The sequence below is a fragment of the Bacteroides salyersiae genome (assembly GCF_031172035.1).
GTDB lineage: Bacteria > Bacteroidota > Bacteroidia > Bacteroidales > Bacteroidaceae > Bacteroides > Bacteroides salyersiae.
Window position 1 is genome coordinate 5,373,744 of record NZ_CP133452.1, and the last position, 14,015, is coordinate 5,387,758.

14 protein-coding genes are annotated in these 14,015 nt (G+C 41.8%); 4 read left to right on the forward strand and 10 right to left on the reverse strand.

Features of this window, described 5'->3' with window-relative positions; translation table 11 throughout:
• Positions 1-22: 22 nt before the first annotated feature.
• Genes RB604_RS20535 through RB604_RS20545 form a run of 3 tightly spaced genes read right to left on the reverse strand, consistent with a single transcriptional unit; the run spans position 23 to position 3,284 of the window.
• The gene (locus tag RB604_RS20535) at positions 23-1,111 is read right to left on the reverse strand and encodes a 2-aminoethylphosphonate--pyruvate transaminase (RefSeq protein WP_007482399.1); all 1,089 of its coding nucleotides are present in this window, start codon (positions 1,109-1,111) and stop codon (positions 23-25) included.
• The gene (phnX, locus tag RB604_RS20540) at positions 1,108-1,902 is read right to left on the reverse strand and encodes a phosphonoacetaldehyde hydrolase (RefSeq protein WP_005933286.1); all 795 of its coding nucleotides are present in this window, start codon (positions 1,900-1,902) and stop codon (positions 1,108-1,110) included. Before phnX ends, RB604_RS20535 begins: the two co-directional genes overlap by 4 nt.
• Before the next feature lie 44 nt (positions 1,903-1,946).
• A complete protein-coding gene (locus RB604_RS20545) occupies positions 1,947-3,284 on the reverse strand; it encodes a DUF5690 family protein (protein ID WP_005933287.1) in 1,338 nt (445 codons plus the stop codon).
• Positions 3,285-3,473: 189 nt separating this feature from the next.
• On the opposite strand from RB604_RS20545, the gene RB604_RS20550 reads away from it, so the two are divergent.
• Positions 3,474-4,352: a hypothetical protein gene (locus RB604_RS20550; protein WP_005933291.1), complete on the forward strand. Its 879-nt coding sequence runs from the start codon at positions 3,474-3,476 to the stop codon at positions 4,350-4,352.
• A 107-nt stretch (positions 4,353-4,459) separates the two neighbouring features.
• On the opposite strand, the gene rseP is transcribed toward RB604_RS20550, so the two are convergent.
• The 7 genes from rseP to tsaB form a co-directional block, all read right to left on the reverse strand.
• A complete protein-coding gene (gene rseP / locus RB604_RS20555; protein ID WP_309007151.1) occupies positions 4,460-5,812 on the reverse strand; it encodes an RIP metalloprotease RseP in 1,353 nt (450 codons plus the stop codon).
• Between the two features lie 8 nt (positions 5,813-5,820).
• On the reverse strand, positions 5,821-6,999 hold the full coding sequence (locus RB604_RS20560) for a 1-deoxy-D-xylulose-5-phosphate reductoisomerase (protein ID WP_005933297.1): 1,179 nt from the start codon (positions 6,997-6,999) through the stop codon (positions 5,821-5,823).
• A gap of 2 nt (positions 7,000-7,001) precedes the next feature.
• Positions 7,002-7,862, reverse strand: a complete 861-nt coding sequence (locus RB604_RS20565; RefSeq protein ID WP_005933300.1) for a M23 family metallopeptidase — start codon at positions 7,860-7,862, stop codon at positions 7,002-7,004.
• A 77-nt stretch (positions 7,863-7,939) separates the two neighbouring features.
• Positions 7,940-8,479 (reverse strand): ribosome maturation factor RimM, encoded by a 540-nt coding sequence (rimM, locus tag RB604_RS20570; protein ID WP_007482394.1) that lies wholly within the window; start codon positions 8,477-8,479, stop codon positions 7,940-7,942.
• Positions 8,476-9,780: a UDP-N-acetylglucosamine 1-carboxyvinyltransferase gene (gene murA / locus RB604_RS20575; protein ID WP_005933305.1), complete on the reverse strand. Its 1,305-nt coding sequence runs from the start codon at positions 9,778-9,780 to the stop codon at positions 8,476-8,478. The genes rimM and murA overlap by 4 nt, the downstream gene beginning before the upstream one ends.
• Positions 9,781-9,955: 175 nt before the next feature.
• The gene (locus RB604_RS20580; protein ID WP_005933308.1) at positions 9,956-10,570 is read right to left on the reverse strand and encodes a DUF4290 domain-containing protein; all 615 of its coding nucleotides are present in this window, start codon (positions 10,568-10,570) and stop codon (positions 9,956-9,958) included.
• A 48-nt stretch (positions 10,571-10,618) separates the two neighbouring features.
• Positions 10,619-11,308: a tRNA (adenosine(37)-N6)-threonylcarbamoyltransferase complex dimerization subunit type 1 TsaB gene (tsaB, locus tag RB604_RS20585; RefSeq protein WP_005933310.1), complete on the reverse strand. Its 690-nt coding sequence runs from the start codon at positions 11,306-11,308 to the stop codon at positions 10,619-10,621.
• 478 nt (positions 11,309-11,786) lie between these two features.
• Here tsaB and RB604_RS20590 point away from each other — a divergent pair, with 478 nt between their 5' ends.
• The 3 genes from RB604_RS20590 (at position 11,787) to nadD (ending at position 13,984) form a co-directional block, all read left to right on the forward strand.
• Positions 11,787-12,665, forward strand: coding sequence for a YicC/YloC family endoribonuclease (locus RB604_RS20590; protein ID WP_044094143.1), 879 nt, complete (start codon positions 11,787-11,789; stop codon positions 12,663-12,665).
• Between the two features lie 113 nt (positions 12,666-12,778).
• Complete coding sequence (gmk, locus tag RB604_RS20595; protein WP_055294852.1) at positions 12,779-13,345, forward strand: guanylate kinase; 567 nt, start codon at positions 12,779-12,781, stop codon at positions 13,343-13,345.
• A 66-nt stretch (positions 13,346-13,411) separates the two neighbouring features.
• On the forward strand, positions 13,412-13,984 hold the full coding sequence (gene nadD, locus RB604_RS20600; protein WP_007482389.1) for a nicotinate (nicotinamide) nucleotide adenylyltransferase: 573 nt from the start codon (positions 13,412-13,414) through the stop codon (positions 13,982-13,984).
• Positions 13,985-14,015: the final 31 nt, after the last annotated feature.

Below are 14,015 nucleotides of genomic sequence, written 5' to 3' on the forward strand. Positions count from 1 at the left end.
AAAAGTTATATCCTTCTCTCCCTTAATATTCGGTCTCTTTCACTGTCTCTACCAGCCGTTTGAAATCTTCCGGGTATACATCTCCGATATTTCCGATACGGAAAGTATCTGCCTTTGATATTTTTCCCGGATAAATAACGAATCCTTTGGATTTCAATGCCATATAGAATGATTTGAAATCAAAACCAGCCTTTGGATAAAGAAAAGAAGTGATGATAGGAGATTGAATGGCATCTTCAAGTAATGTTTTAAAACCCAAAGAACGCATTCCGTCTACCAATATCCGGTGATTTTCGCAATAACGGGCATAACGGGCCTCTACCCCTCCCTCGGCAATCAACTCCGTCAACGCTTGCTTGAATGCACGCACCACATGAGTGGGAGATGTAAAACGCCATTTTCCATTACCTTTCTCCATCGTTTCCCACTGATCATAAATATCCAAAGACAGCGAACGGGCGACTCCTTTACAGTGCATCAATTCGGAACGGCGAGCAATGATAAAACCGAATCCGGGAACCCCTTGAATACATTTATTGGAACTGCTGATTAAAAAATCAATGCCTAATTCATGTACATCCAAAGGTATACCTCCAAAACTACTCATACAATCCACGATCAACTTTTTACCATGCATTTTTACCACATGAGAAAGTTCTTTTATCGGATTGAGAATACCGGTAGTAGTTTCGCAATGTACAAAAGCCACATGCGTAATATCAGAATTATTACTCAGATAGTCATCCACATACTCCACAGAAACCTGTTCCGTTTCCTCAAAGGCAAGCATGTCATAATCCAGATGATAATATTCGGCAATGTTCCCCATACGATCGCCATATGCGCCATTACTGCAAATCAATAATTTGTTATTCTTACCGATAGTAGCCCCAATCACAGCCTCTACACAATAAGTACCACTTCCCTGCAGAAGTACGGTAGTATATTCTTCGGGAGTCTTGGTAGCTATTCCAAGCAGTTCTTTACGCAATTCCTGAACAATATGTAAGTTATAATCTTCATCCCAAGTACACCAATCGGTCATCATGGTTTCTTTTACACTATCTGAAGTTGTCAACGGTCCGGGAGTTAATAATAAATATGGTCTCATAATGTATTCATTTTTAAATTTATAGTTTGAATAAGTGCTGGTAATTCTTCGATATTACGGATTACATAAGAGGCACCGGCTTCAAGCATACGGTTTCTTACCTCAACCATACGATCCTCTAGTTCATCGGCAGTCAAGTTATCTGTTTCCTCCTCAGTAAGTCCCATTTCATTACTGCCGAGAATGACGCCCACACTCCACACCTTGGCATTCACACCCTCTTTTATATCAGCGATCGTATCACCCACTTTCACAACCGTATCGAGACAAGGAACACCGAGTTTAATCATATTCTCAAAAATCATATAGGGAGCCGGACGCCCGGCAGGAAGAAAATTCGGAGTAGCGCAATAATCTACACAGTATCCTTTCGCTAAAGCAGCAGGAAGAACAACATCCATCATTTCACGGGTATATCCGGTAGTAGAACCGATTTTCAAACCTTCGGTACGCAACTTTTCAAGCGTAGGGATAACACCGGGAATAGGATCGGTATACTCTTCCAAAGAAGCAAAAAGATATTCCTCAAAAAGCCGGTTCAATTCTACCACATCTTCTTCGGCCCAGCTACGCTGATAACGGGATATGAACTGTTCATTCACCTCGGGCATTGTCAACAATTCACGGATATGCTGGATTTTAGGTAATCCCATCGGCTTACGAGTCTGTTTCACATCGATAGAAAGCCCTTTCTCTGCAAAAGCCTTCATAAAAGCGGCTACCGGAGCAAAACATCCGTAATCAACTGCCGTTCCGGCCCAATCCATAATTATACATTCGATTTTCTTCATTCTTATTTCTATTTAAATATTTATTTAATCATCGTTTTTCCAGTTCATCCGACCAAAAGAGACGAATGATCGAGAGAATATTTCTTCTGTTCATAGAAAGGAACTGTTTTTCTGTATCGTTGCCAGAGATATATCAAGGAGATTGTAAAAGCCACGCAACAAACGGCACCCACCGTTCCCGCCATCGTATTATAAAATTCGAGCCAATTAAGATCCGGATTAAAGAACTCCTTGCAGACCAATACCAATACCGTACCCGTATATCCGATGGAGTCGATCATTGCAATAAAGAATCCCACATTTCCCTTTATCCGGAAACACGCGATGAAACGGTCAAAGAAAATAGTCTGGAAACTAAGATAAGAAAAATAAAGGCAAAGACTTTGGATAAACAGCCAGACCAACGGCGGAAGCTGTAAACTATCATAATTGAAAGCAACAAAGCTCAAGGTCACCGCTCCTATGATGACCATCACCAATAAGGCGGATAATACTTTTATATGACTTTTCATCAACGCCAATGATGCAAATACAGCCAGAATAATCAAAGTCACCACACCATCTACTTTGGCAAATGCCCATGAAGAAAGACCGGCAGCATCGACATTGATAATCTTCACTAAAAAATCCTCCTTCACATCTTGCAGTACAGTCAAAAACAAATTTGCAAAAAAGAGAATTGTCAATACAGGAGCAAAGCTACGGAACACCTCCCATCGTTGCTTATTGTTCAGTGTCACCCTCTCTACACGTTGCGCCCGGTCTTCGGCCGTTGGTTTGGGAAGATTATTAAGAATACATCCCAGCCCGGCAAGCAAAGGTAAAGCAACAGCACCGATCAATGCAGGCATCCAAAATTCGCTCACACCAAGTGTATTCACAACAAAAAGACCGATTGACTTGGCAGTCCCGCTACTCACTGCAATGCTCAATCCGAAAAGAGAGGCCAACAAATCGGTAACCCGCCTCCCTTCCAGGAAACTAAAAATAACACCCCACATACATCCTAAAGAAAGACCGTTGAAAAACAAAGCCAATACATTCAACGGACGGGGCAAACATCCGAAAAGCACCAAAGAAAGTTCGGCAATGAATACGGAGACAAGAATAAATTTCAAACGTCCTTCTCTTTTCAGTTCGGAAATCAACTTAATTCCTATGAATTTAGATACCATATAGCCAAATATCTGAATAATACTGGTCGCGATTTTATAATCCATCCCGAACAGTTCCATCCCATCAAACGTGGCAGCAGTAAATGGTTTGCGCAAAGCATAGACTAAGGAGTAAGAAAGTAAAGCCGCACCTCCGGCATAGAGAATAAACAGGATATCGGAAATTTTTCGTTGTGCCGATGGCGATAGTTTTTCTTTGAAATTCATATGTATCATTTTTTGTTTCCGGTGCAAAATTAGGACAGGCACACAAGAACAAAAATGAATTTATAGGATTCATTTCATTTATATTCATATCCCCTTTGATAGAAACATTAATGTAATATTCATGCAACAAAAACATAACACAACCGTGTTTAATTTGCAACAAAAATCAGTATAAGCATTTCAGAACAGATGAACGAACTCATAGAAATCTACAAACGAATAGAATATCTCCGGAATAACGGAGTAAAAATGAAAGATATTGCAGACCGGATAGATATGGCTCCCAGTGTACTCTCTGCTTTATACTCAAGCGTACTTCCCACATATATGGAATTGCTACACACACATACTTCCGAAGAGGCACTGGACGAAGCGTTGGCACTTGTAAACAACGTATCCAAAAAACGCCTGCTCGGTAATTTAAACTCCACAAAGTTGCTTCTCATGGAAATGGAACCGGAACATCGGGAAGACGCTTCCGGAAACCCATTGCTGAAACTATTGGAAGAACAGATGAAAGAATCTGTACAGGAAGTATTCAATTACAGTGGCATTTACTTGAGCTACAGCTTGTCATCCTCTACAGACAGTCTGAAAATAGAGCCGTATATTATCTGTGCCTCAGACAATAACGGCTATGTAAAAGTAGGTATGATCAACGCATACAAATCAATACATTGGGGCAGCGGTATTATCAATAATCATCAAAACTCCTATCTGATATTTAATGAACGCGATCTGCCGCAATTCGCCATGGTAACCATCTATCTGCAACTCCCGCATTACGAATATCCCAATATGCTGAAAGGACTGTATTTATGCCTGGATTACAATCATAACCCAATCGCCCGCCGGATTGTAATGATGAAACAATCAGACAGTACCGCCATTAATGACTTCTTGAAAATGGAAGGAAAAATTGTACCACGGGCCGAACTGACTCCCGAACTCGAAGTATATTACAACTATACCTGCCAAAAAGGTGACTATATAAAAACATGCACCGTACCTTCACCACAACTCAATGAATCGGATCTGGAAAGAGAAAAGAAAATGCTACAAATATAAAGCCCCGTTTCAATACCCCATCAAACGACAAATCCCACAGAGTTTTTCTATACGGAAATTTACTCTGTGGGATTTGTTATTCGATTTCTGTTAAATCGCTCTCTGTTTTAAAAGAAGAATCTCAATACATCATTGAAATTAGCCCATATCAACAACCCGAAAAGCAAGAACATGCCTACCATTTGCGCATATTCCATGAATTTATCACTGGGCTTACGGCGGACTACAATCTCATAGATAAGGAATAATACATGCCCACCATCTAATGCCGGAATAGGCAGAATATTCATAAATGCAAGAATTATGGATAAGAATGCCGTCATATACCAGAACTGATGCCAGTCCCAAGTAGCCGGGAAGATACTTCCGATTGTACCGAAACCACCCAATTGCTTGGCTCCTTCTTTAGAAAAAACATATTTCATATTTCCAACATACCCTTTCAAGGTTTTCACCCCTAACTGCACACCGGCCGGGAAGGATTCAAAGAAACCATATTCTTTAGTCACCATCGGCATTACACGACTCAGAGACCGCGCATAGACACCGATACGAAAAGTGGAATCGGTACTCATTGTCAACGTATCCATTACCCCTTTACGAACATAGGTCAATGTTATCTGACGGGGGTCGACTCCCTCCTTTTCCAGAGCAGCAGCGTTCTTCCTACGTTTTCCCATCTCTTCCAAAAATTCATAATAGGAAATGGGCGCTCCATTCAGGGCGATCACACTATCGCCCGGCATCAATCCTGCAAGAGCCGCTTGTGAATTAACCGATAAACTATCTACCACATAAGGCACACGATAATCGGCGAAACGCACACTATCGGCCATCAAACGCTGCATCATATCTTCAGGAATGTATACAGACACTTTCTGTCCACCGCGAAGCACGCTTACTTCACGCGCATCGGCAATCTGACTCAACAGATCGGCATCATAGCGAAGAAATTCAACACCATCGGCAGAAAGCAGTACATCACCATCCACAAAGCCCACAGCCTTGGCTGTTTCATTAAACTGCATTCCCAAAGGTGCCTCCTGTATCTTTATATACTGGTCTCCCCAAGTAAAAAGAATCATGGAGTAAATGAACAGCGCCAACAGAAAGTTGAAAAGTACACCACCCACCATTATCAACAATCTCTGCCAAGCCGGTTTAGAACGAAATTCCCACGGTTTTTCAGGTTGTTTCATCTGTTCGGTATCCATCGACTCGTCTATCATCCCGGAGATCTTGACATATCCTCCCAACGGCAACCAGCCAACAGCATATTCAGTATCACTCTTCTTGGGTTTGAACTTAAAAAGAGTGAACCAAGGGTCAAAGAATAAACAAAACTTTTCGACCCGTACTTTAAAAAGACGGGCAAAGAGAAAATGTCCCCCTTCGTGTATAATAACAAGCAGCGAAAGGCTCATTATCAACTGGAGGGCACGAATTAAAAATGTTTCCATCGGTTTATTTACAATTTACAATTTACAATAAATTCGGTAGCTATGCGGCGAGCCTCTGCATCGGTTGCCACATAGTCATCATAAGTCGGGACCTGTACAAATGAAGCACGTCCCATTGTTTGTTCAATTACATCACTCATGGCAAGGAAGCCGATTTCATCACGCAGAAAAGCGGCAACCACCATTTCATTGGCAGCATTGACAATACAGGGCATGTTTCCACCACGGTACATCGCTTCATAAGCTAAAGAAAGATTACGGAAACGTTTCGTATCAGGCTGCTCAAAAGTAAGGCTCGTACACTTGGCAAAATCAAGCCGGTCGAATGAAGAGCAAACACGGTCGGGATATGAAAATGCATATTGAATGGGCAAACGCATATCAGGCATACCCAACTGCGCCTTCACGGCACCGTCTTCAAATTGCACCATCGAGTGAATAACGGATTGCGGATGTACCACCACCTCTATCTGACCGGGTTGTACCCCGAACAACCATTTTGCCTCAATCACCTCGAAACCTTTATTCATCATCGAAGCCGAATCGATCGTTATCTTAGCCCCCATCTCCCAGTTCGGATGCCTTAACGCCTGAGTTTTGGTTACCGTCTGCAACTGTTCCATAGTATAGGTACGAAACGGACCTCCGGAAGCAGTCAATATCACTTTTTCAATCGGATTTCCCACCTCTCCGGCCAAACACTGAAAGACTGCGGAATGTTCGGAATCCACAGGCAGAATAGGGGTACGATACTGCTGTGCCAACTCATTAATCAACTCGCCTGCCACCACCAGCGTCTCCTTATTGGCCAAGGCGATAGCTTTACGGGCACGAATGGCATTTATGGTCGGCTTCAATCCGGCATACCCTACCATGGCTGTCAGCACAATATCCACAGGACCGGATTCTACTATCTGACACACTGCTTCCGCACCGGCATATACCTTGATCGGCAAATCACTTAACGCCTCTTTCAACCGGCCGTATTTCTCTTCGTTGGCTATAACAACCGCTTCGGGCTGGAATTTCCGGGCCTGTGCAATCAGCAGGTCCACTTTATTGTTAGCTGTCAACGCATACACCTCGTACAATTCGGGGTGTTCTTCGACTACCTGCAGGGCTTGCGTACCAATAGAGCCCGTAGAGCCAAGAATGACGATTTGTTTCTTTTTAATTTCCTTATTCATGGTTAGAATACAATGTACTTTTCGGGATTTACTGCACGCCCTTTGTGCCACAATTCGAAATGCAAATGAGGCCCCGTAGTAAGAGTTCCGCTATTCCCCACCAGAGCAATCGCTTCTCCGGCCTGCACTTTATCCCCTTCGCGCTTCAATAAAGAGCCGCAATGTTTATAAACGGATACAAAATCCTGATTATGCTGCACTTCTATCAAATAACCCGTCTCGGCAGTATAGGTACTCAATATCACCGTACCATCCAGCGTAGCAAGCACGCTTTCATTGGGATTGGCGGCAATATCCGTTCCATAATGTCTCTTTTCGGCATCAAAGTGATCAGAAATCATCCCACGCGTAGGACGATAAAAAATCAGTCCGTTCACATCCGGTTGTGAAGTAATGGAAGTAAGGTTATATTTTTCAGTTTCCTCGTATTTACGGCGAAATTCTTCCTCACGCTTGGTGCGTTCCATAAGAGTATCTTTACGCATAGCTGTCAACGTATCCATACTTTGCACAGAATCGATCCGCACTTTCCCACTGAAAATATCCTGAATATTCATTATATACAGATTTTGCCTGTCGACCAACTGTTGCAGAGAATCCACACGCAAAGCGTTTTCTACAACCTGTGCACGGACTTCACTGTTCATATATCCGGGCAGATAGTTGCGTAAAGGGGTAAAAGTAATAATGACGGCAGCTATTACAAAAAGAAACGTCAATACAGAAAGCAATACCGAAAGGCCGTTCAGTTTAGATACACGAAGCCCCACTACCTCTTCAAGAGTATTCTCGTTGATGATAGTGAGTTTATACTTGAACTTTATATTGTTCCAAAAGGCTTTACTACGTTTCTTCTTTGGCATTATTTCATCGTATAGCGTACAAATGTAAGCATTTCACTAATTCTTTCTATTACAGATTACACAGATTAACACAGATTTTATTCTTCTTCAAGTTCGTCAAGATTCAATAATCCCTCCGGTAGATCTACTGTAATAAGTCTATGTTTCTGATCGATACCGACAATAAACTCCTCTTGTGCAGGTACTAACAGTTCTTCCCCGTCAGAACATTCTACTACAAAAAGGGTATTGACCGTAGAGTTGTCTACCTCCACCACTTCACCCAATACACCATGATTCACATCCTCCATGCGAAAACCGGCAAAGAAGTTCCAGGAAAGCTCTCCCGAGTCCGCTTCATCTACATGCCCTATCGGGAAGTAGACATCCACATTCGTAAACATACGGGCACGTTCGGCCGTATCCACCCCTTCGAGCTTTACCAAAGCGGTAGAATCCGAACGAAAACGATATTCTTCCATAAAAAAGGGAACGAAAATACCGTCAAGCAGACAAATAAGGTAGTCGCAATCGGCACGATCAAAAATATCGTCCGTAAAGGTGAATGACAATTCACCGTGTATACCATGGGGTTTATTGAAAATTCCTATTTTATATACTTCTTCTTTTCTTATCATATACGCGTTATTCTGGCACCGATAGCATTCAGACGCCCTTCAATATTCTGATACCCCCGGTCTATCTGCTCGATATTATGAATACGGCTGATACCTTCTGCACTCATTGCAGCAATCAGCAACGCAATACCGGCACGAATATCGGGTGAAGTCATATTACCGCCACGCAATTTAAACCCGTGGTTGTGTCCGATGACAACGGCACGATGCGGATCACAAAGAATAATCTGTGCACCCATATCAATCAACTTATCCACAAAAAACAAGCGACTCTCAAACATCTTCTGATGAATCAGCACACTGCCTTTGGCCTGAGTAGCCACCACCAGCAACACACTGAGTAAATCCGGTGTAAGGCCGGGCCACGGAGCATCGGCAATAGTCATAATAGAACCGTCGATGAATGACTCGATCTGATAGTTCTCCTGTGCAGGAACATAAATATCATCCCCACGCTGTTCCAATTTGATACCCAAACGACGGAAACTTTCAGGAATGATGCCTAAATTTTCATAAGAAACATTCTTTATGGTAACCTCACTTCTTGTCATGGCAGCCATACCGATAAAACTGCCTACCTCAATCATATCAGGCAATACGGTATGTTGTGTTCCATGCAATTCTTCTACTCCTTCAATCGTGAGAAGATTGGAAGCAATGCCCTTGATTTTCGCCCCCATCCGGTTCAGCATCTTGCAAAGTTGCTGTAAATAAGGCTCACAAGCAGCGTTATAAATAGTGGTCGTTCCCTTTGCCAACACAGCAGCCATCACGATATTGGCCGTTCCTGTCACAGAAGCCTCATCCAGCAGCATGTAAGTTCCTGTTAGCCTATCGGCTGTGATCTCATAAACACCCCGTTCGTCATTATATCTAAAATCCGCTCCCAAGCTTTGAATACCGACAAAGTGTGTATCCAACCGACGACGACCAATTTTATCTCCTCCCGGTTTAGAAATCATTGCCTTACCAAAACGGGCAACCATCGGACCGATCAACATCACCGAACCACGCAAACTGGAACATTTCTTTAGAAACTCATCACTTTCCAAATAAGCGAGATCCACGTTTTCCGCCTGAAAACTATACGTATCGATTCCCTCTTTTGCAACCGTAACTCCCATATCCCTCATCAATTGAATGAGATTATTGACATCCAGAATATCGGGAATATTATTTACCGTCACTTTTTCTGCCGTAAGCAACGTTGCACAAATAATCTGCAACACCTCGTTCTTAGCACCTTGCGGATGGATATCTCCGCACAGCTTGTGCCCTCCTTCAATTACAAATGAAGCCATGTGGTTAGTAGTTAGTAGTTAGAATTTAGTAGTTAGTAGCTGGAAGTTAGTAGTTAGAATTTAGTAGTTAGTAGCTGGAAGTTAGTGGTTAGCAGTAATTCAAACAACATGCTGCATAGATTCTATCTCCTAACTACTAAATTCTAACTACTAACTACTAATTACTGACTACTAATCAATACTTCCTTCTCTGATTATTATTCCGATTATTATTGTAATTCACTTTCGGACGATAATTCTGTGCAAGCCGTTCCGCCATCAAACGAATAATGTCATCATCCATCCGGAGTTTTCCTCCGGAAAGTTCATCCAGATCTTCGGCTATCTTGCGGTCATCTACCGTATCTTTATTCCAAGCCATATAATCCTTCTTCATATGATTACAAATAAGAGCAACCAGATTTCTCTTCTCATCGCCTTCCGGAAATTCGCATGCTTTCTTTATCAACACCTCCAGAGTACGACCATAATGACGATAACGCATTTTGGTACTGGGATAAGGGATCGAATCAGGCTTCGTACCCAAATTCTCTTCACGAATTATCTCGTAAGGATATTTTATATCCAGTTTAAAATCAGCCATGATAGCTAAATGATCCCATAGTTTATGCTTGAAATCGGGTACATCTCTCAAATGAGGAAACATATTCCCCATAATATTGATGATAGTATTTGCACAACGTTGACGCTCTGCCGGGTCTTGAATTGTCAATGCATGATCTACCATATTCTGGATACTCCGCCCATACTCGGGAAGCGGCATTCTTTTCTGTTGAGTGTTATACTGCATATAAATGAATTAAAAAATTAAAGAATTAAAGAGGGAAAAACATAAACTCTACAATAACTTTTTGGGAAGAGAAGCCACAAACTCTTTCAGATAAAAAGGCTCAAAATAAGCCACATCCTTATAATCTTGCTTTGCCATCGCCTTATCAGCGAGCGGAAACATCATTTTGGCCAACGGATGAATATCATCGATGAAATGCGCATTCGGATGCGTTATCTTTTCCCGGCACTTAGCAGCACCGTTACCAAAAAAATAAACCGGATGTTCATTCAATATATCAAGATAAGAATTCTCATCAACAATATCTGCCGAAATATCGCGCACCACATTCAAGGCACGATCATAAACAGCTGCGTATACCTCCATCCGGCGGGCATCGATCATCGGGCAGAGATAAGCGTCTTCCGGCAATTCATGATATAACAATACCGGAACACACAACACCTCCAGTGTCGGTATACCTATCAACGGAACATTCCGTCCATAACAAATCCCCTTAGCCATCGAAACTCCGATACGAAGCCCCGTATACGATCCCGGACCACAACTCACTGCTACCGCATCCAACGGAATAGCATGACTATCGATAAACGACAAAGCCTCGTCAACAAAAACCCCTAATGACACAGCGTGTGAAGGACCTTTCATGTCTTCCTGCACAAAAATCGTCTGTCCGTCTTCACTTACCGCTACCGAACACACAGCAGTAGAGGTCTCAATATGTAAGATACACGACATAATTTTCAGATTATTAAATTGATGCAAATTTAGCTGATTATTTTCAGATTACCACATTGTCGCATAAATTAAAGCATATTTCAGTTAAAATTCATCGCATAAACAAATCTTTTATCTATCTTAACGCGCTATTTTATAATAAATAAAATAAACAACATACAAACATCACATGGGTAACCTGCGCTGTAGTACTATATATCTTCTTCGTACTTGGGAATAATCGCTTCCTTCGCACAACCTCCGAAAGATTGCTCAGTTAAACAACAGATCCGCACAAACGAATCGGCCTGCTACTTGACCTCAAAAGTGTGACTGAAGGAGAGATTACTTAATTATACATATACCTAAATATTCAATATAAATTTCCTTTTCAATAATAGATTAATTTGCTATTAGATTAGAGAAGCTACACATTTTTCCCTTTTTGAAGCGATAATCTTAAAATAATCTCTTACTTTTGCAGAAAACAATCGATTTTATGATACAATCCATGACGGGATACGGCAAAGCAACTGCCGAACTTCCCGAAAAGAAAATAAATGTAGAGATCAAATCGCTCAACAGTAAGGCAATGGATCTGTCGGCCCGCATTGCTCCGGCATACCGTGAAAAAGAGATGGAGATCCGCAATGAAATATCACGAACTCTGGAACGTGGGAAAGTAGATTTCAGCCTCTGGGTAGAAAAAAAGGAGAGTGCAGAAAGTGCCACACCCATCAATCAGGCATTGGTAGAAGGCTACTATAAACAAATAAAAGACATTGCCGATAATCTCAGTATCCCGGTCCCTACAGATTGGTTTCAAACTCTGCTCCGCATGCCGGACGTACTAACTAAGACCGAGACACAAGAATTGACCGAAGAGGAATGGACCACTGTACATGCGGCTGTTCTGGAAGCAATCGGCCATTTGGTAGATTTTAGAAAACAGGAAGGTGCCGCACTGGAAAAGAAATTCCGTGAAAAAATAGCCAATATCTCGCATTTACTGGAATCTATCACGCCCTATGAAAAAGAACGTGTCGAAAAAGTCAAAGAGCGCATAACAGATGCTCTCGAAAAAACATTGAGTGTAGATTACGATAAAAACCGTCTGGAGCAAGAACTTATTTATTATATAGAAAAGCTGGACGTAAATGAAGAGAAACAACGTCTCGGCAATCATTTGAAATATTTCATCAGCACCATGGAAAGCGGTAGCGGACAGGGCAAAAAATTAGGTTTTATTGCACAGGAAATGGGCCGTGAAATCAATACATTGGGCAGTAAATCCAATCATGCAGAAATGCAAAAGATCGTAGTTCAGATGAAAGACGAATTGGAACAGATAAAAGAACAGGTACTGAATGTAATGTAAATCGGTCATAAATTATCAAACTACGGATAGTAAGTAATATCTGGATGCAAAGAAAGACAGTTTCCTGCTCCTTTCGTAGTTTGTAATTCGTAACCGGCAATTAATAAAGCGCTATGAACGGAAAATTAATCATCTTCTCCGCTCCATCAGGTTCGGGCAAATCTACCATTATCAATTACCTGCTGAAGCAGAACTTAAATCTTGCATTTTCTATCTCAGCAACCAGTCGCCCGCCACGTGGTGAAGAAAAACATGGAGTGGAATACTTCTTTCTTTCTCCCGATGAATTTCGTCAACGTATTTCAAACAACGAATTTCTGGAATATGAAGAAGTGTATAAAGACCGTTACTACGGCACACTGAAAGCCCAGGTAGAAAAACAATTGGAAGCCGGACAAAATGTGGTGTTTGATGTAGATGTAGTAGGTGGATGCAACATAAAGAAATTCTATGGAGACCGGGCTTTATCTTTATTCATCCAGCCCCCCTGCGTAGAAGAGTTGCGCCGTCGTCTTATAGGGCGCGGTACAGATGCCTCGGAAGTGATAGAACACCGTGTGGCGAAAGCAGAATATGAATTAAGCTTTGCTTCCAAATTCGATAAGGTCATTATCAATGATGATTTGGAAGCAGCAAAAGCAGAAGCTCTGAAAGTTATAAAAGAATTTCTAAATAAATAGCCCTCTCTCCATCAATAAACCTTCTTCTTTAGCGGATATTTTATTAATAATCCCTCAGCAGCGATTATGAAAAAATTAAAAACCGGAATTTTCAGTGGCTCTTTCAACCCGATTCATATCGGACACCTTGCCTTAGCCAATTATCTTTGTGAGTTTGGTGAGGTAGATGAAGTATGGTTTGTGGTGAGTCCTCACAACCCGCTAAAGAAACCGGCCGACTTATGGCCGGATGAGTTACGTCTCCGGTTAGTGCAGCTTGCCATCGGAGACTATCCGTACTTCCATGCCTCCGATTTTGAATTTCATCTTCCCCGTCCTTCTTACACAATACATACACTGGACTGTTTGAAAAAAGCTTATCCCGATCGGGAATTTCATCTCATCATCGGCTCAGACAACTGGCAAAGATTCGGTTGTTGGCGCGAATCGGAACGGATTATTGCCGAAAATCAATTACTTGTCTATCCCCGTCCCGGATATCCCGTAAATAAAGACTTACTTCCAACAAATGTGCGCATCGTCAAATCACCTACTTTTGAGATAAGTTCTACTTTTATCCGGTATGCTTTGGCGGAAGGAAAAGATGTACGTTATTTCCTTCATCCGGCAGTTTACGAAGAACTTCACCGGCAAAAATAATATCAGTTTTATACCAAGAACAGGAAACACC